Origin of the sequence: Streptomyces gottesmaniae, assembly GCF_031845845.1 — a bacterium.
GTDB classification, from domain to species: Bacteria; Actinomycetota; Actinomycetes; order Streptomycetales; family Streptomycetaceae; genus Streptomyces; species Streptomyces akebiae.
On sequence record NZ_JAVRFJ010000020.1, the window covers coordinates 96,681 to 113,973 of the forward strand.

Consider the following 17,293-nt stretch of genomic DNA (forward strand, 5'->3'; position numbering starts at 1 on the left):
AGTGAAGGTGAGAACCCAATGAAGGCAGTGCGTTTCCACGAACACGGCGACCCGAGCGTCCTGCGCTACGAAGACGTGGAGCAGCCCGTCCCCGGGGCCGGGCAGGTCCGCATCCGCGTCGCCGCGACGTCGTTCAACTCCGTCGACGGCAACATCCGTGGCGGCTTCATGCAAGGCCCCATACCGGTGCGGCTGCCCCATACACCCGGCATCGACGTCGCCGGCACCATCGACGCGGTCGGCGAGGTCGTCGACGGCCTCGCCGTTGGCGACGACGTCATCGGCTTCCTGCCGATGGACGGCACCGGAGCCGCCGCGCAGTACGTTCTCGCGCCAGCCGACGTCCTGACCCCGGCGCCCAAGAGCGTCCCCCTGGCCGACGCCGCCGCGCTGCCACTGGTGGGCCTGACCGCGTACCAGGCGCTGTTCGACCACGCCAAGCTGACCGCCGGGGATCGCGTGCTGATCAACGGAGCCGGCGGCGCGGTCGGCGGCTACGCCGTGCAGCTCGCCAAGAACGCAGGCGCCCACGTCATCGCCACAGCCAGCCCGCGCAGCAGCGCAGCGGTCACATCGGCCGGCGCCGACGAAGTCATCGACCACACCACCACCAAAGTGACCGCCGCGGTGACCGAACCGGTCGACGTCGCACTCAACCTCGCACCGGTCACCCCGGACGAACTGGCCTCGATGGTCACCCTGGTCCGTCCCGGCGGGGTCCTCGTGAACACCACGGTATGGATGCCCGCCCCCAGCGACGAGGAGCGCGACGTGCGGGGCATCGACCTGTTCGTCCGCAGCGACGCCGACCAGCTGGCCCAACTCGTGGCGCTGACCGACCGCGGCGAGCTGCGCGTCGACGTCGCCGAGCGGGTGCCGCTGGCCGAACTCCCGGCGCTCCACGCCCGGGCCGCCGACGGCACGGTGCACGGCAAGGTCATCGTGCTCCCGTCCGCCGACTGACGCCGATCCTCCACCGAAAGGAAAGGACCATGGCACTCAGTCTGGATCCCGAAACCACCCAGGCGCCGGCCCCGATGGCCGACGCGATGGCGGACACACTGAAGTACCGCGCGGCCGGGCCGGACTCCCACTTCGCGCCGCATGCGCATCGACGGCCGGGAGACTGCCGGACTGCATGAGAGCTGCCCGGCACCTGATCCTCACCTGACTGACCTTTGAAGGAGCCGATTTCGATGATTCCCGACGACGACCTGTCCCGCTCGCTGACCGTGGCGGACCCCGACGATCCCGGTACGACGTACATCTCTTTGGTGGGCAACACGTACGCCATGCTGATCACCGGCGAGCAGACTGGCGGCCGGTACTGCCTGATCGACATGCGTGTCCCCGACGGTGGCGGTCCGCCGCCGCACCGGCACGACTTCGAGGAGATGTTCTCGATCCTCGAGGGCGAGATCGAGTTCACCTTCCGCGGCGAGAAGCACACCGTGCGGGCCGGGTCCACGGTCAACATCCCGGCCAACGCCCCACACAACTTCCGCAACGTCTCGGGGGCTCCGGCCCGCATGCTGTGCATGTGCACCCCGGCCGGCCAGGACGAGTACTTCACGCGCATCGGCGATGTCGTCGCGGGCAAGGACGCGCCGCCGCCGCAGCTGTCGCAGGACGAGCTCGCGGAGCGCCGCCGCCGCGCGGCCGAGTTGGCCTCGACCTACCGGAGCGAGTTCCTGTGACTCGCAGGGCCGGCAGGCCCGGCACCGGTCGGCAGGGTGAAGTTCCCCGCTGAGCTGGGCAGCCAGGACAGATCTTCCCTCTGGATCTGCCCGACATTCCCGGGCGCGACGGCGCCGGTGTGGTCGACGAGCTCGGCGACGGGGTGCAGGGGGTGAGCATCGGCGACCCGGTTTTCGGGCTGGGCGGCGTCACCGGCGCGATCGCGGAGCTGCTCATCCTTTCGGCCTGGGCGCACACCACCGCCACGTGGAACGACGTGCAGGCCGCGGGCGCCGGTCTCGTATCCGTGACCGCGATGCGTGGGCTCGACGCGCTCGGCCCCCTGGCGGGACGCATCCTCCTCGTCGAGGGCGCCGCCGGAGGCGCGGGCAGCGCGGCGGTCGAGTCCGCCGTGGCACAAGGTGTCGGCACCGTGATCGGGACAGCCACTCGGTGATCGGGACAGCCACTCGGCGCCGTTCCACCACACCATCAGACACCGCCCACCCAACAACGTGACAGTCCGGTCCATCCGCCGATCACCCTCGTGGTGCGCGAGGGCGCGCCCTGGACAGCCCGCCGGTGGCGGCCCTGCTGCCGGCCGTACGAGAGGCGGCCGACGAACTGCGCCGGTCCTCGGCGGGCCGGACCAGCCACCCCGCGACAGACTGACTCGGCCCCCAGCGACCCCCAGCGACCGTCTCGCTCCCACCGTCGGCCGACCGACCGCTTCCACGCCGCCCGACCAGCCGCTTCCGCCCCAGCCCCGTCCGTCGCGCTGCCACCGCCGACGGACGACCGCGTCATCCGGCCGCCGGCGGACCAGTGTGGACAGCTGGATCTAGGAGACGTACAGGCGCGTCGGCTTCGGGTAGCTCGACCGGTAGCTCTTCAGCTCACGGACATCGGCCGGCTTGAGCTTGACGCAGCCGTTCGACGTGTAGTCACTGTTGCCGTCCCAGCGCGTCTTCTCCGTGGAGCCCGGCCGGCCGTTCTTCTTCATCTCGCTGTGGATGAACAGGGCGGTGCGGTTGGTCTTGGACTTTCCCGTGCACCTCTTGTCGCTGAGCCGCCAGACGATTCCGTTGATGTCGCCCTCGAATCTGTCGGAGAAGCTCCTGATGTTGTATGTGCCGCTGGGCAGCCAGCCCACGAAGCTCTTGCAGCCGTCGCGGCCGATCTTGTTGTGGGCGGTCCCGAGGCCCGAGCCCGCGCGCCAGCTGTCGACCAGCCACGTGCGGGTCTTGTCCGGGGAGACCTGCTGGATGAAGTAGAAGGAGAGGCGCGAGTTCGACGGGTCCTTCTTGTTCTTCTTGAACGACAGGTACGTCGTGCCCTTCGCGGCAGCCGCCGCCACCGACGTTTCCTCGGTCACCGACGCCCCCGATTCCTGCGCCCCCGCCGCCGACGGCAGCAGGCTCACCGCCACGGCTGCCACGCCCGCCGTCGCGATGGCCTTCAACCTGCGGCGCACAGTGCGTGATGTGCCTGAGTTCATGATCTGTTCCTCCCGTTGTACCGCCCCTGACGGAGCGGTGTCCGGCCTTCGACCGGGCCGGCAACACCGAGTTCACCAGCCCGGTCGGTTGTTCAGCAGGCCCCTGTCGGCACACCGAACAAAACAGAAGTGGCCGGTCAGCGACCGCGAACGCTTGCCAGGCAGTCGGATGGGTTCCTAACGTGGCCGCACGCACGGGGAGTTGTCCGCGTGCCGGGCGCAGGGAACTGTGCCGGGGGGACGGGGGGACAGCGCGGTGGGGCGTCGAGAGAGACCGGTCGACCCGAACGCGGGACCGGTACAGCGCTTCGCGTACGAGCTGCGGAAGCTGCGGCGCGAGGCGTACGGCATCACCTATCGGGAAATGGCGCGGCGCGCACACTACTCGGTGACCTCGCTCTCCCAGGCGGCGGCCGGCGAGCAGTTCCCCTCGCTGGCGGTGACCCTGGGGTACGTCCGTGCCTGCGGCGGCGACCCGGTGGAGTGGGAGCGGCGCTGGCGCGCGGCGGAAGGGGAGACGGCCGTCCAGGTCCGCGAGGACGAGGACGCCGAGCCGCCCTACCAGGGCCTCGCGCGGTTCGAGCCAGAGGACCACGACCGGTTCTTCGGGCGCGGTGAACTCACCGCCGCTCTACGGCAGTCAGTGGCCGAACACCGCTTCACCGCCGTTTTCGGCCCGTCCGGCCGCGGCAAGTCCTCCCTGTTGCGTGCCGGGCTGATCCCGTCGCTGCGGCGCCGGGTGGCGGGAGTGTAGCGGGACTTCGGTCATGCCGGGGCGGTCTCACGGAGACCGCCCCTCGATCGTGCGACAACGCCGCAGGTAGTGGCAGCAGCGGGGCAGCCTCCGAGGGTGATCACGAGTCTGCCGCCGCGCAGGGGGACCTCGAACTGGACGATCTCTTCCTGACCATCGGGCACCGCTTCGGTCGGGTCGAGCTCCGCCGACGTATGCGTGACTACGTACGCGGGCTACTCGCTCCAGTCGCTCGCAAGAACAGCTGGCAGCTGGCCGAACAGGCCGGCCACCTCAGGGTCCAGCGCCAGTACCGAGAACTGCCAGATCGACGTCTTCGCCGCCTACGCCTCCGCCTCCGCCTGCGGCCGGGCTCTCGTCGACCGCGAGCTCTACCTCCCGAAGAGCCCCTTCACATTGCCTGGGTCACCGCGGACTTCGCCTACGGTCAGGACAACCGATTTCGCCGGCTGCTGGAACAGCCGGGTGTCGGCTACGTCCTGGCTGTCCCCAAGTCCCAGTTCCGCGTTGGCTGTTCGCGGATCGAGGGGCTGTTCGCGTTGGGAGAAGATCCCATCCGGAGACGGCGCGAAGGGGCCCCCGCGTCTACCACTGGGCAGCGGTGCGGCTGCCGGCCGTCGCCGAGTTCGGCTATCAGGGCGATGTCCCTCACCGGATGCGGTGGGCACTGGCCGGACGCAGCATCAGCAAGCCGGACGAGATCGCTTACTACCTCGCCTACATGCCCCCTCAGGTCACTGTCCAGGAGCTGGTGCGGGTCGCCGGGGGGCGATCGAGGAGTGCTTCCAGGCCGCGTGAACGAATGCGGCCTGGGCCAGTACGAAGTCCGCCGCTACCTGGGCTGGTAGCGGCACATCGCTCTGGCCATGCTCGCGCACGCCTTCCTGGCCGCCACGGCACACCAGTCCTGGGAAAAGCGGCGGGACAGATGGGACAGCCGCGGCGATCGGGCTCACAGTGGCGGAGGTTCGGCCACTCCTGGCAGCTTGTCGCGCCCGGCCCAGCACCTGAGCGGACACTGAGGACGACACCACGCACTGAACTGGTCGAACTGGCGCCGCCCACGCCAAGCAGTCGCCCACCGCTGCCACTACCTGCGGCGTTGTCGCACGATCGGGGGGCGGTCTCCGTGAGACCGCCCCCACATGACCGAAGTCCCGCTACACTCCCGCCACCCGGCGAAAGACCAGGTCAGACAGTGACATCCTGCTGGAAGACTGGCGCCGCGGCATCGGGACACCATGAGCACTCCTTCCCTCGGCGTGGCGATGCCCGGCGGCACCAGCTCCGGGTGCTTCGCTGGTCAATGTGCTGTATCACCGCGGCCACGATGAAGCATCGCGGCCCGGTCACGCGGGCCGCCTCGGACCGGGGATCCCTATGAGTGAAGACAGCAAGAAGCTAGCCGCAGCCTCTCTCGGTGTTGTGGTCCTCGTCGCAGTTCTGCCCGCGGTGCTTTTGCTCAGCCCGGTCGCTTTCGGCGCGGGGAGTACCTCCCGGCTCACTGCCGTTCTCACCTTCGCCGGAGTACTGGTCACTGCATCCGTGTCCCTGATCGGGCTGATGCTGAACCGACAGACCGAGCGCCGACTGGCTCACAAACAGGCTGAGCAGCAGCGCCAGCTCAGGCTGGATGCAGCAATGCGGGCCGGCCAGCTCATCTCTCCCGCCGACTCGGGAACCGCGCACCCGGCAGGCATGGCCTCCGGACTGCTGGCGCTCACCAAACTCGACAATGCCGATCTAGCTGTGGCGCTCCTCGTCGACCTGTGGCCCGAGGAGGGTGAAAAGGAACAGAGCAAGATCTCGGACGAGACGGCCATCCTGGTGATCGATGCCGCGTTGCGCTCGACATCCTCCAACGCGCAGCTCGTCGCGGCCGAACTGCTGTGCCGTCACGCTACCAAGCTCAATGTCAGCCAGTCCTTGCACTGGCCGAGCGCGGTGGACGGCTCCTGGAATCCCGCCTACCGGCCCAAGACGAAGCTGCTCATCCTCGAGGCTCTCGTGCGGATGGCCACGGCCAGCGAACCCAACGAGGGTGCCCTGCGGTCAGTCGCGGTACGTCTTTACGGACTCTGGCGGGAGGAGCCCCGGGCGAGTACTCGCGGCTGCATCGGCAAGCTCATCAAGGTGGTCTTCGACCGGCTGTGCCAGTTCCGTCACAAGGAGCTGGTCCATGGCATTCAGATGGTGGCGCTCAGCGACCTGGAACGCGCGGCGGCGAGTGCCGCAGAGAATCCCGACAGCTACCTCAACGACCTCTCGGACAACCTGGCCAACCGGCTCAAGGAATGGGCACCATCTTGCCAGGGGTACCCCATCCATCCAGGAGCTCTGGCCTCGGCAGCTGGGTAGCGTCAACAGACAACTCCCAGGAGCAGATCGTCACGCTGCTGCGGTCAGCGGTGGGCGAATCCCTGGCCCCCGAACAGGCGCAGGTCGTGGCGGAGGAAGCCCGGGCACGGCGTGGTGCGAACGCCTTCCGCCTGGTGGACTATCTGTCCGACAGGCCCGACGCTCTGAGCCTGCCGACTAGCGACTGCCCGGCCTGCGTGGTGCGTTTGCTGGCTGCGCTGACCACCATCGGTCACGGTGACAAGGTCGCCCTGGTGCCCTGCGGCTGGGGTGGGCCTGGCCGCGGAGACGGTCGGGCCGGCGGCCTCGTACGCGCCGCTGTCCCGCAGGGCATCCGGAGCCCCGGCGCCTGTCCCAAGCCGGCCGTGCTCATCCCCCTGCCTGCCTCCGTCAGCCGCGGCGACCAGCTCGACAACACCCACGCCTACGCCAGCCGCCACCCGGGCCGGTGCCTTGTCATCCCCGACGACGAAGCACTGACGGATGGAACAAAACTGGCAGAAGCGTGCGTGCGTCTAGCCGCCGCCTCCGGCGACACCCAGGAGCCCAACCGCACAGAAATCCACCGCGCCGCTCGCCTGGTGGCCACCGAGGCCTGGCCGTGGCCAGGCCTCGGTGCACGCGCACCCAGTAGCGCTCAGCCGTCGTGGTGCCCGTACATCGACAGAATCTCCCTCTCCGTCTCACCCCGGTGGTAGACGTGCCAGTGCATGTGCTTCGACTCCTGGTACAGGCCCTCGTTCGTGGTAATCGAAGCAGCGCCGTGCTCGGCCCTCACTTTCCCGGCGACTTCCCGCACGACATCCATGACCTCAAGGAGGAGATCGGAGTTGTCGTCCCCGAGGTCCACCAACGACGGAACGTGCACCTTCGGCACCACCACGATGTGCACCGAATGGGATGGTCTGGTGTGGTGAAACGCCAGCACCCTGTCCGTCTCCGTCACGACCTCGACGTCCACCAGCCCGGGGATGGCCTGGTGGCAGTAGAAGTCTGAGATCGCGGTGGGAACGGCAGCAGCAGAGGTCACAGTCAGTCACTTTCCGATTCAGGCCGTAATGGGGCCGCCAGATTACCGCCCGCCTCTGCAGCCCCAGCACTGACCAGGAAAACCAAGGCCTGCAGAAACGAGTGGCACCAGGAGACATGCCTGCGCAGCCATCGTCGACCGGCTGAGGTACCGAAACGATGTTCCATTTGCGGGAGATGGAGGGTTATGGTCGGGCTCTGCGAGATCTTGTACGGAGGTGCCGCGGATGGAGAACGCCGTGCCTGCCCGCACGCCGATGTCGTCCCCCCGGGCAACCGAGCCGCGGGGGAGGGGGGAGCTGACGAGCCGCCAGGCGGCGATCGTCCGCTGCATCACGGAGGTGATCGCCCGGCAGGGCTATCCGCCGACGATGCGCGAGATCGGTCAGGTCGTGAAGCTCGCCAGCACGGTCCTCGGTCGCCCACCAGCTGATGGCCCTCGAGCGCAAGGGCGTCCTTTACCGTGACCCGCACCGTCCCCGCGCCTACCGCGTGAGCCTTCCTGGGCACCCGACTTGGGTGACCGGGGCGAGGCACGCGTCGACGTGCCGCTCGTCGGCCGGATCGCCGCCGGCGCACCCCTGCTGGCCCACGAGATGGTCGAGGATGTCTATTCCCTGTCCCGCCAGGTCGTCGGCGAGGGTGATCTGTTCGCCCTGACGGTCTTCGGCGACTCCGTGATCGACGCGGCGATCTGCGACGGCGACATCGTGACCGTCAGGCGACAGGACAGCGCCGATCACGGGGGCATCGTCGCCGCACTTCTGGAAGAGGAGGCCACCGTCAAGGTACTGCGACGGCAGGACGGGCAGGTGTGGCTCATGGCCCGCAACCCGGTCTACCAGCCGATCCCCGGGGACCAGGCGCAGATACTGGGCAAGGTCGTCGGTGTGCTGCGCCTTCTCTGAAGCGACAGAAATCGCTTGGTGATGGCCTGTTGGTCATGTCAGGCTGTCACCCGTCAAAGGGGTGTAGCTCAGATGGCCAGAGCGCCGGCCTCCAAAGCCGGATGCCGCAGGTTCGACTCCTGCCGCCCCTGCCCAGATCTCACGTTCCTCGCGGCGCCTTCACCCGGAGACCGAGCGCGCCGAGGACAGGTAGGGCACCTTGGATTCAGGTCGGGCCCGTCAGTCCCCCCGTGGCGGCGGGCCCGACCTTTCGCACGCCTTGTCCGGCCGCGCCACCCCCGAAGGGCTTTCCCGCACCGCTCGGACAGAAGAAACGAACTCAGCCTCGAGATCTGAGACGACCGCTGGACCGGTGCGACGCATCGAACCAGGGGTGATCACCTCCGGACGACGCGGGCCACGACGCCGCCGATGCTGGCGAGCGCGCTCATGACTGCGGCTCCTAGGCCCAGAAGCTGCGCAAGGGTGGGATGCACACGGGCAACGTAGACGGCCGACGCAGTGATCAGCAGGCCCACCACCAGGGCGAGGAGGAGGAGTACCAGGCGCAGTTCCCGGTGGTCGCGGTCGTCGCGTGGGACTACCTCGCCTCGGTAGTCCCCTGAGCCGGTCCCCGCCCCGTCTCCCGGCCCTCTCCGCCGCGTTGGGTACGTCCTGCTTGCTTTGTGGGCTCACCCCGACCTAATATCGTCATCGTGACGATAACCGCCCAGTGGTCCCCGCTCCCTGCAGGCATTGACTCCAGGGGCTTCGAGTCCCTCCACGGACTCGAAGCGCACAAGTGCGTGGCCCGCAGTCCCGCCGTCCATCACAATGCGCTGCCCGCGGCCGTTCCGGGCTGTGGGGCCCACGGCCACGTTGGGATCGGCGACGGCCTCAGCACGGAGAAGTGATCATGTTCGAAATGCCGGTAAATCCCTTTGAGCTCTCCGAAGAAGTGCTGAGCCGAATATCTGCCGATGACTCATGGACCCCGATCGAATCGGAGATCCCAAAGGCCAACGCCAAGGTGATTCGTCATTTCCTCACTCCGGCCGAAGTGGAGGCATTCGCGACCGAACTGGCCGCCCAGCGCTTTGCCCCGGTGGGCCGAGACGGCATTGCCGCCAACTATGCAGAGGGAGATCCGGTCGCCCATCTCCGCGCCACGGCCGAATCCACATCCCTGGCGGCAGAATTCTACCGCAGGCTGCGGACGCTTCTATCGCTTGAAGTGGGATCGGACGATCCGACGGATTCGGACGGAAGGCCCTGGAGGCCGGCGGCCGTCAATCCGCGTATGCGCTTCATCACATACGAACACGGCGGATTCATTGCCCCGCACTACGATTCGCCCTATTTCGCCACAGACGGAAGGCGCACTCTCCTGACGGTCGTCGTCTACCTGTCGTATGAGGCCGTGGGCGGAGAAACGCGGTTCATCGCCGATAAGCAGAACGATCTTCCCTTTGCGCAACGTGACTTCTCTGACTGGCCGCGGCTCGCGAAGCCTGAGGAAATAGTGAGTGCCCACCGCCCCGAACCGGGCGATGCGCTCCTCTTCTGGCATCGGACGCTTCACGACTCGGCCCCGCTTCTTGAGGGTACGAAAACAATACTCAGAACCGACGTGCTCTACGAGCCCGTAGATGTGCCTTGAGCAGCGGCAAGGCCACCGTCGCGTTGTCCCTCACCCCGGAGACCGACGTCCGGCACGCCGTGATCGCCCACCTCCGAGCCGGGCGGCATCCGGCCCTGCCCGCGGCCGGACATCGAATCCACTCGCACCGAACGGCAGGGAGAGCAGCATGACCAACGGGAGGATCCACACCGACTGGGTGGAGACGGTGTCTCAGGACGGCCTGCACCTGATGCAGACGCGCTCGCGGACGGGCGGGATCGCGTCGAGCAGGGGCAGGAGCTGCGTGACGTCGTTGCGGTTGCCGCCGGTCAGCAGGACGGCGAGCGGAGTGCCGTGTCCGTCGGTGATCAGGTGGTGCTTCGAGCCGGCCCGGCCCCGGTCGGCTGGCGAGGGGCCCGTGTGGATCCCCCTTTTAGGGCCCTGGCGTGGGAGGAGTCGACCACGCAGCGGGACCAGTCCATCCGGGAGGCCGCATTGAGTTCGGCGAGCAGGACCTCGTGCAGCCGCTGCCAGACGCCGGCCTCGTTCCAGTCGCGCAAGCGTCGCCAGCAGGTCATGCCCGAGCCGAAGCCCAGCTCCTGGGGCAAGTAATCCCACTGGATACCGGTGTGCAGCACGTAGAGGATCCCGCACAGCACCTGCCGGTCCGGCAACGGCTTGCGGCCCGGATACCGAAAGCGGCGCTCACGCTGAGGCAGCAACGGCTCCAGGCGGTCCCACAGCTCATCCGACATGATCCACGGCGACATCCCCATGACACACCGAACGCACAACTGCCCATCAGGCAACGGCCATCAGCGCCGATCCACCTCATTGTGTTAGCCGTTGTTACGGGCCGGCAGAACCTCCCGCACGCCGGGGAACCTCAACCCAAAAATCGATTGACGGCGGTTGCAGAATCTCTGTCATGGGGACGGACATCAGCGGGTTTGTCGAGTGCCGAGCATGGGACCTCCACGAGGAGGGCGAGGACTCGGTTTGGCGAGCCGCCATCGACCTCTTCTTCCTCAACATCACCCGGAACTACGACGCGTTTGGCTGCCTCTTTGGAGTCCGCAACTACGCGAACTTCCGACCGCTGGCCGCAGACCGAGGACTCCCAGTCGATGCGTCGGAGACTGTTCGTGCCGAACTCGATCAACTTGCCCAGTGGCCGGACCAGGCATACGGCACCACCTGGATCACCTGGGCCGAGATCAAGGAGGTCGATTGGGGCGAGTCAGCTGAGAAGGCCGACGGTCGACTCCACCAATACCGGCAGACTCCGGATGGGCTCAGGCTGACGGGGAAATCCGCCTGGAGCTCTCGCTTCGCACAAGCCGTCGGCCTTCCTGACCAAGTGCCGGGCGAGGCTCAAGAGTGGCCCGAGGGGAGCGAATGGCTCATCGGCGACACTCTCTACAGATCCGAGAAACTGCGCCGTCGAGATGCCGTCCCGGAGACTGGCGAGTGGAAACCGGTCTGGACGGTCATGGAGGCGCTCGCCTCGCAGCACGGCGATGACAATGTGCGACTCGTCGTCTGGTTCGACAGCTGAGTGGGCCCAGGCACGAGCTCTACCCGCAGCTCTCGCTGAGGAAATGCCACCCGTTCGAGACAAGAGTGGTCGGCCACGTCGTGAGACAGCCGGAGAACTCACTGGTCAGCACGATGCCCTGGGACACGAGCCGCGACATCCTACAACAGCGTCGGAGCATGACACGGAGATTGAGAACCACAGAAAGGCGTGGGGTCTCAACAGACCCCACGAGAGCCGACTCGCCCGACCAGCGCCGCGAGCCGCACAGGGCCGACGTCGCGCGCGTTGACCATTAGCTGACGCAGACTCTGGTCGGCGGCCGCCAGCTCGGCGAGGAGCAGTGTCAGGCGTACAGGGCCGCCGCCGTCCGGTTCCTTCTCAGCGGCCAACCTGTGCTGCTGGGCTATGAGTTCGTCCGCCGCTTCCGGCCCTCCGAGGAGCCGCAGACTGATCGGTGGCGTAGCCGTGCTTGGGGGCGGGGAGCGGTTCGGCCTGGGCGCGGGCGGCGCGTTCTTCCGCAGACACGAAGCCGACCCGGATCGTCTGCGGCGGGTTGAGGTCCCACCACGTCAGGTGAGGGCCAAGCCACTATGATCAGCAACCCGAGCCTCGTTTCTCCGGACCCCAGGGCGCCGGGCTCGGCAGGCTCGTTCTATCCATCTCGGACAGTATCTGGGGGTTCTCTCCCCATGTGCGGCCCTCTTTCCCCGTCGATGCTTGATCGCAGGCACCGTACTGACTGGAGGAACAGTGGGAACCTCGATACGCAAGGGTTTACAGGCCGTGGTGATGGCAGGCGCGATGGGCGCGGCGCTGGCTTTGTCGGCCGGGCAGGCCCACGCCGCCACCGGTGTGACCGCGAATTCGGCCTTCATCAATATCAACGCCGCGGCCGACAAGGCGAACCAGATCATCATCAACCCGTCCGGCAGCAACATCACCGTCATCGACAACGGTGACACCGTCACGGCAGGGACGGGTTGTACCCAGCTCAGCGCCAACTCGGTGTCCTGCCCGGCGGGCACACGGACGATCCTCCTCAGCGCCGGCGACCGCAATGACACGGTCATCCTGCGGGCGAGCCTGCGGGCCACGCTCAACGGCGACGCGGGCGGCGACACTCTCCAGACGATCGACAGCACGCAACGCGCTGTCCTGGTCGGGGGCGACGGCAACGACATCCTGATGGGCGGTGCGGGCGACGACGAGATCGTCGGTGGGGCTGGCCGGGACATCATGGACGGCAACGCCGGAAACGACCGGCTGGGCGCCATCGACGGCGTGGGAGGCAACGACTCCTCCAACGGCGACACCGGCACGGACATCTGCCCGGGGGACGTAGGCGACCAGGAATTCGGCTGCGAGAGCTGACCCGCTCATCCGCAGGGCCGGGACCTGGTATCGGGTGCCGGCCCTCTGCCGGTTCGGTTCTGCACCGAACGCCGCCTCTTGCACCGGGTCGGCCACAGGATGGCCGCCGCGTCCGTAAACGCGTCATCAGGAGTGCTGCCTACCCGCGTGATTACGCAGGCCGTCGCGGCCATAGCCCCGATACGGCTCCTCTAACAAGGCCTCGTGGCCCTCGTCCAGGGCACAGTCCCCACCCCCAACCGCCGTGCCTTCCCATGCAGATCTGGGTGAGCGCATCAGCATCGCCATCGCGCGAGGCCTGGTTGGTTTCGTAAGCGAGAGCGAGCAACGCAAGACGGTTTTGGGCAGGACTTAGAGGGCATCTGATCGACGTTCAGGTCGTTGTGGTGGTCATGTCCGTTTCGATTCGCCAGGTTGGCGTGGATTCTCCCGTCAGTTCGCGGGACATTTTGTTAGCCATCGCCCAGTGGATCATTGCTCGAGATCTCTGAGGTAGGGCTTCGTAGTCCCGGGCCAGGCGGCGGTGCTGCATCAGCCAGCCGAATGTCCGCTCGATCACCCACCGTTTCGGCAGGGGCTCGAACCCCTTCGCTCGAGGTCGCTGCACGACCTCCACGTCGATGCCGAGGAGGGCGCCGTGGTTGAAGACGCTGTTCTGGTATCCGCCGTCGGCCCAGACCTTGGACACGCTTGGTTGGTTCGCAGCCACGTCGTTGAGCAGGAACTTGCCGCCGGTGGTGTCCTGCACGTTCGCGGCGGTGATGACGACGGCCAACACGAGACCGAGCGTGTCCGTGAGCAGGTGCCGTTTGCGTCCTTTGATCTTCTTGCCGGCGTCGATGCCCTGGCTGGTCTCGGCCACGTTTGCCGAGGTCTTCACGCTCTGCGCGTCGATCACGGCCGCGGTCGGCTCGGCACTGCGGCCGTGGGCTCGTCGGGTCTTGTCACATAACAGGTCATGCACCTGCTGGGTGGTGCCGTCCGCTTCCCACTTCGCGTAGTAGTCGTAGACGGTCTTGCACGGCGGGAAGTCGTGGGGCAGGTACTCCCACGTGATGCCGGTGCGGTTGACGTACAGGATCGCGTTGACGATCTCCCGCAAGTCGTGCACCCGGGCCGCCGTGCCGGGACCGGTCCGTCTCGCCCGCCAGGCGGCGAAGACCGGCTCGATCAGAGCCCAGCGGGCATCGGACACATCACTGCGATACGGACGGCGAGAACTCACGCACCGTGCAACGACCGCCAACGCCGCCAGTCACAAAAACATCCCAGAACACCAACTACCTAGATCAGATGCCCTCTTAGTTGGCCGCTCGTCAGCCGTCCAGTTGGCCAGGTCCGTTACGTCCGGCTGCTGTGCTCTGGCGCATCAGTGGACTCGTCGCGATGAGAGGGCTCCGGTGACTGGCGGCCTGCCCCAGAGAATGCGCCGCTGAACGCGCCCTCCAACCGTTCGGTGGCACTCTCGGCGAACAGCCCCACGAGGACGCCTGTACCGCCAAAAGCAAAAAGGTTGACGCTCTCAGCGGCGGTTGGAGCGGCGAAGAACCCGCCCCGGATCACCAAGTAGAAGCCCAGGGCAAGGATTGCTCCGATCGGTGGCGTGAGGAAGCACCAGGGGATGTCCCACGATCTGTCATCCGGGGAGGCGAAGTCTCCACGAATGCGTAGGAGCATCCGGATGGAGCAACCGAGCAGCCCACAGAACGCCACGCAGAGCAGAATTCGTCGCTCTGGGGAGAGAGTCCAGGACCAGTCCAGCACGTGAATTCGGCCGGGTTTGGTCAGCTCCGCTGACTCTGGCCACAGGATCACAAGACACACCAGCGGCACGTTCGAGAGCAGCAAAAGTAGCGCGACCAGGCCACCGACCTTCCATCGCCGCAGGTCAGTCGTCGGAGATTCCCCGTCAGCGGCCTGGGAGTCTCCATGATCGGCTGACGTCATCCGCCTCACCCTCCATGCCGCACAGACCGGGCCACCGAGCCTAGCGAGCGCGGGAGCTGCCAGCAGGCCCACGGCTGAGCGCCGACGTGGCCAACCAGAGCGCTCAGCGGCCGACTAACGCGCTCAGTCACACCAGTCCGGCCGCGGCGGCCGGGAGCGCCGTTCGTGTTCCTGCTCGGCTTCCCGCTGCCGCAGAGCGGCGATCTTGCGGTCGATGCGCTCCAGCCACATCACGTGCCACACCCGCAGGGTGCGCAGCCGCTCCAGGTCCGGAGGCAGGTCGTCGAACACGTCTCATCCAGTCTTTCGCGCGGGGGCCGACACCTCGCATGTTCGAATTCTAGTTCGATAATGTGGGGAGGGAGGAGGTGGGTGTGCCATGGGAGCCGATGAGACGGCCCGCGAGGTGTCCACGGTCATGCATGTGCGCTGCCCGGGCCGCATCCCGGAGCCCGTCTACCGCGAGGTCCTGGAGCAGCTCGCGGAGCTGTCGCCGGTGGTGCAGGCCCTGCCGCCGTCGGCAGCGCTGGTGGAGCTGCGCGGGGCGCTGCCGTACTTCGGCGTGGACGCCAGCCGCCTGGGCCAGACGCTGCGCGTGCGGGTCGGTGCCCGCCTCGGGGTCGATGTCCGGATCGGGATCGGTCCGACCATCACGGTCGCGGCCACTGCCTCCGGCCAGATCGACGGTCCCGGTGGTGTCCTGGTCGTCGCCCCGGACGAAGTCGCCGACTGGCTCGGGCCGCTGCCGGTCCAGGCCCTGCACGGCATCGGACCCCGGCAGGCGGGTGTGCTGCGCGACTACGGCATCCACTGCGTGGGCCTGCTCGCCGCCGTCCCGCCGGCCACCGTGCAGCGCCTGCTCGGCGGCCGGGCCGGACGGCAGGCCGCCGACCGCGCCCGCGGCATCGACCCCGACTCCGTCGTACCCAGAGCCCTGCCCGCCTCCGCCACGACCCGCTGCACCTTCCCGCAGCACACCCTCGACGGCGCCGACGTCCGTGCCGCCCTGCTCTCCCTGGTCGTCCAGCTCGGACAGCTCCTGCGGCGGCGGGACCAGGCCGCCCGGGCACTCCGGCTGACGCTGACGTTCGCCGGCGGCACCTCGTGGGAGACCGTGCGGCGTCTGGCCGCGCCGTCCGCACACGACGAGGATCTGCGCGTGCTGGCCTACCGTCTGATGGACGCCGCCGGGCTCCAGCGCGGCCGCCTCACCGCCCTCGCCCTCAAGGCCGAGGACCTCGTCGACGCCGACCAGGTCGCCGAGCAGATCAGCCTGGACGAGGCGCGCGAGGCACGCCTGACCGCCGAAGCCGTCAGCGACCGCATCCGGGCGAAGTACGGGCCCGGCGCGATCGGCCCGGCCGCCGCCTTCCGGCACGTCTCCTGACCGTCGACCCCCTTCTGGAAGGCGAGCACCGTGCTGCTGCACCCACCAGGTCTCCTCTAGCGCATGAGTTCACCTACATGAATGGCCTGCGTCAGTCGTGTCGACGCGGGCCATCCACGACCGGTGAAACCAGCCCTCAGCCCATGGTTGGGGCCCATCAGGAGGTAGAGCAGGGTCACGACCGCGACGGCGACGAGCAGGGCGACGCCGACGGCCGGGTGCGCGTACGCGATGTACCCCACGACGGCGCCGGCCAGCAGGAGGACGAGCACCCGGAGGTCGAGGGGACCGTTCACCGGGTCACCGCCGAGCTGACCGAGGGGACCACGATGAGCCCGGCCGCCGCGAGCTTGCGGGCGCGTCGCCGGACCCGGCTCAGGCGCCGCTCGACCGACTTGCGGGTGGTCCCGAGCCGCTGTGCGATCTCCTCCTGGGTGGCCCCGGTGGTGAGCATCGCCTCGCAGACGGCGCGCCGAGGTCTCGGCCAGGATGACGCTCAGGGTCTCCCGGAGCACGGTCTGCTCTTCGAGGCCGAGCGCGGGGGCGGGGACCAGCTCCCACACCTCGTCGTAGACCATGTCGTGCTTCCTGCCCTGGATCCAGATCTTGTCGGGCCCCAGGACCGCGCCCAGGCGCCGCCGGTGGCCGGTGGCCCACCGGCGGTAGGCGTCCCGGAAGTGGCACAGGGCGAGATGGAGGAAGAAGCCGTCCAGGCTCCGGCCCTTGTCCGGGTCCCACTCCGGCAGGACGTCGCTCATGAAGGCGGGGACGGCCCTGCCCAGGCAGTCGATGGCGATGTCGTCCCGGACCTCGGCCCGGCGCATCATCTCCTCGACCTCGGTGCACTCATCCCCAGGGAAATCACGCAGCAACTTTTCGGCAGTGCCGAGGGAGGAATGTCGGCCGGGCAATCTCGGCGTCGCGGCGGGCACGGAGTGGTCGTCGTCCAAACTGATCCGGATCGAAGCGGGCGAGGCCGGGATCACGGTCAGTAATCTCCCTGCACGCTCCGGGCTGCGCCGGAACCCCACTTTCACCGGTTACGAGTTCCTGCTCGACGAGCGCGACGCCGGGTCCGCAGCGTTCGGGGAGTCGGCGACCCAGAACCCCGTGCGGCCCAGAATCCATAACCCGGGCAGAAATACGGATCCCTCGACGCGGACGTGCGACTGGAAGACGAGCCGACGGTCCGGCCTGTCGACGAGTTGCCTGTGCTGGCGGTGG

14 protein-coding genes, 1 tRNA gene and 4 pseudogenes are annotated in these 17,293 nt (G+C 67.9%); 12 read left to right on the forward strand and 7 right to left on the reverse strand.

The window, feature by feature from the left end:
* Nucleotides 1-18 precede the first annotated feature (18 nt).
* The 3 genes and pseudogenes from RM704_RS23060 to RM704_RS23070 form a co-directional block, all read left to right on the forward strand.
* Nucleotides 19-963, forward strand: coding sequence for an NADP-dependent oxidoreductase (locus RM704_RS23060; protein ID WP_033530264.1), 945 nt, complete (start codon nt 19-21; stop codon nt 961-963).
* A 233-nt stretch (nt 964-1,196) separates the two neighbouring features.
* Complete coding sequence (locus RM704_RS23065) at nt 1,197-1,697, forward strand: cupin domain-containing protein (protein WP_033530265.1); 501 nt, start codon at nt 1,197-1,199, stop codon at nt 1,695-1,697.
* A gap of 74 nt (nt 1,698-1,771) precedes the next feature.
* A pseudogene (locus tag RM704_RS23070) lies at nt 1,772-2,128 on the forward strand (alcohol dehydrogenase catalytic domain-containing protein); the annotation flags it as partial.
* 390 nt (nt 2,129-2,518) lie between these two features.
* On the opposite strand, the gene RM704_RS23075 reads toward RM704_RS23070, so the two are convergent.
* Entirely contained in the window at nt 2,519-3,175 is a 657-nt protein-coding gene (locus RM704_RS23075) for a hypothetical protein (protein WP_157856748.1), read from the reverse strand.
* Between the two features lie 256 nt (nt 3,176-3,431).
* Between RM704_RS23075 and RM704_RS23080 the strand changes: the two are divergent.
* Nucleotides 3,432-3,908: pseudogene (locus RM704_RS23080) on the forward strand (helix-turn-helix domain-containing protein); the annotation flags it as partial.
* A 1,401-nt stretch (nt 3,909-5,309) separates the two neighbouring features.
* Nucleotides 5,310-6,287: a hypothetical protein gene (locus RM704_RS23090; protein ID WP_157856749.1), complete on the forward strand. Its 978-nt coding sequence runs from the start codon at nt 5,310-5,312 to the stop codon at nt 6,285-6,287.
* 637 nt (nt 6,288-6,924) lie between these two features.
* On the opposite strand, the gene RM704_RS23095 is transcribed toward RM704_RS23090, so the two are convergent.
* Nucleotides 6,925-7,317 carry an HIT family protein gene (locus RM704_RS23095; RefSeq protein ID WP_078937326.1) on the reverse strand — a complete coding sequence of 131 codons (393 nt, stop codon included), beginning with the start codon at nt 7,315-7,317 and terminating at the stop codon, nt 6,925-6,927.
* A 226-nt stretch (nt 7,318-7,543) separates the two neighbouring features.
* Between RM704_RS23095 and lexA the strand changes: the two are divergent.
* The 4 genes and pseudogenes from lexA (at nt 7,544) to RM704_RS23115 (ending at nt 9,863) form a co-directional block, all read left to right on the forward strand.
* A pseudogene (gene lexA, locus RM704_RS23100) lies at nt 7,544-8,224 on the forward strand (transcriptional repressor LexA).
* A gap of 57 nt (nt 8,225-8,281) precedes the next feature.
* Nucleotides 8,282-8,355, forward strand: a tRNA-Trp gene (locus tag RM704_RS23105).
* A 339-nt stretch (nt 8,356-8,694) separates the two neighbouring features.
* Nucleotides 8,695-8,829, forward strand: a complete 135-nt coding sequence (locus RM704_RS23110) for a hypothetical protein (protein WP_311591123.1) — start codon at nt 8,695-8,697, stop codon at nt 8,827-8,829.
* Nucleotides 8,830-9,119: 290 nt separating this feature from the next.
* Nucleotides 9,120-9,863, forward strand: coding sequence for a 2OG-Fe(II) oxygenase (locus tag RM704_RS23115; RefSeq protein WP_311591124.1), 744 nt, complete (start codon nt 9,120-9,122; stop codon nt 9,861-9,863).
* A 225-nt stretch (nt 9,864-10,088) separates the two neighbouring features.
* Here the strand turns inward: RM704_RS23115 and RM704_RS23120 are convergent.
* Nucleotides 10,089-10,594: pseudogene (locus tag RM704_RS23120) on the reverse strand (IS5 family transposase); the annotation flags it as partial.
* 158 nt (nt 10,595-10,752) lie between these two features.
* On the opposite strand from RM704_RS23120, the gene RM704_RS23125 reads away from it, so the two are divergent.
* Together RM704_RS23125 and RM704_RS23130 are read left to right on the forward strand one after the other, a co-directional pair.
* Nucleotides 10,753-11,382: a hypothetical protein gene (locus tag RM704_RS23125; RefSeq protein ID WP_033530270.1), complete on the forward strand. Its 630-nt coding sequence runs from the start codon at nt 10,753-10,755 to the stop codon at nt 11,380-11,382.
* Nucleotides 11,383-12,081: 699 nt separating this feature from the next.
* Nucleotides 12,082-12,735 (forward strand): calcium-binding protein, encoded by a 654-nt coding sequence (locus tag RM704_RS23130; RefSeq protein WP_202808152.1) that lies wholly within the window; start codon nt 12,082-12,084, stop codon nt 12,733-12,735.
* Nucleotides 12,736-13,108: 373 nt separating this feature from the next.
* On the opposite strand, the gene RM704_RS23135 is transcribed toward RM704_RS23130, so the two are convergent.
* The 3 genes from RM704_RS23135 to RM704_RS23145 all read right to left on the reverse strand — a co-directional run bounded on the left by RM704_RS23135 (nt 13,109) and on the right by RM704_RS23145 (nt 14,973).
* On the reverse strand, nt 13,109-13,960 hold the full coding sequence (locus tag RM704_RS23135) for an IS5 family transposase (RefSeq protein WP_033530272.1): 852 nt from the start codon (nt 13,958-13,960) through the stop codon (nt 13,109-13,111).
* 116 nt (nt 13,961-14,076) lie between these two features.
* Nucleotides 14,077-14,682 (reverse strand): hypothetical protein, encoded by a 606-nt coding sequence (locus tag RM704_RS23140; protein ID WP_157856751.1) that lies wholly within the window; start codon nt 14,680-14,682, stop codon nt 14,077-14,079.
* Between the two features lie 123 nt (nt 14,683-14,805).
* Nucleotides 14,806-14,973: a hypothetical protein gene (locus RM704_RS23145; protein ID WP_157856752.1), complete on the reverse strand. Its 168-nt coding sequence runs from the start codon at nt 14,971-14,973 to the stop codon at nt 14,806-14,808.
* Nucleotides 14,974-15,061: 88 nt separating this feature from the next.
* Here RM704_RS23145 and RM704_RS23150 point away from each other — a divergent pair, with 88 nt between their 5' ends.
* Nucleotides 15,062-16,069 (forward strand): DNA polymerase Y family protein, encoded by a 1,008-nt coding sequence (locus tag RM704_RS23150; protein WP_033530274.1) that lies wholly within the window; start codon nt 15,062-15,064, stop codon nt 16,067-16,069.
* 56 nt (nt 16,070-16,125) lie between these two features.
* On the opposite strand, the gene RM704_RS45620 is transcribed toward RM704_RS23150, so the two are convergent.
* Nucleotides 16,126-16,896 carry a hypothetical protein gene (locus RM704_RS45620; RefSeq protein WP_157856753.1) on the reverse strand — a complete coding sequence of 257 codons (771 nt, stop codon included), beginning with the start codon at nt 16,894-16,896 and terminating at the stop codon, nt 16,126-16,128.
* Nucleotides 16,897-17,293 lie beyond the last annotated feature (397 nt).

What these genes read in the sequence shown, in the direction of transcription:
- RM704_RS23060 (WP_033530264.1), top strand. Translation starts at nt 19, where the DNA reads ATGAAGGCAGTGCGTTTCCACGAACACGGCGACCCGAGCGTCCTGCGC.
- RM704_RS23065 (WP_033530265.1), top strand. Translation starts at nt 1,197, where the DNA reads ATGATTCCCGACGACGACCTGTCCCGCTCGCTGACCGTGGCGGACCCC.
- RM704_RS23075 (WP_157856748.1), bottom strand. Translation starts at nt 3,175, where the DNA reads ATGAACTCAGGCACATCACGCACTGTGCGCCGCAGGTTGAAGGCCATC.
- RM704_RS23090 (WP_157856749.1), top strand. Translation starts at nt 5,310, where the DNA reads ATGAGTGAAGACAGCAAGAAGCTAGCCGCAGCCTCTCTCGGTGTTGTG.
- RM704_RS23110 (WP_311591123.1), top strand. Translation starts at nt 8,695, where the DNA reads ATGCACACGGGCAACGTAGACGGCCGACGCAGTGATCAGCAGGCCCAC.
- RM704_RS23115 (WP_311591124.1), top strand. Translation starts at nt 9,120, where the DNA reads ATGTTCGAAATGCCGGTAAATCCCTTTGAGCTCTCCGAAGAAGTGCTG.
- RM704_RS23125 (WP_033530270.1), top strand. Translation starts at nt 10,753, where the DNA reads ATGGGGACGGACATCAGCGGGTTTGTCGAGTGCCGAGCATGGGACCTC.
- RM704_RS23140 (WP_157856751.1), bottom strand. Translation starts at nt 14,682, where the DNA reads ATGACGTCAGCCGATCATGGAGACTCCCAGGCCGCTGACGGGGAATCT.
- RM704_RS23150 (WP_033530274.1), top strand. Translation starts at nt 15,062, where the DNA reads ATGGGAGCCGATGAGACGGCCCGCGAGGTGTCCACGGTCATGCATGTG.
- RM704_RS45620 (WP_157856753.1), bottom strand. Translation starts at nt 16,896, where the DNA reads ATGATGCGCCGGGCCGAGGTCCGGGACGACATCGCCATCGACTGCCTG.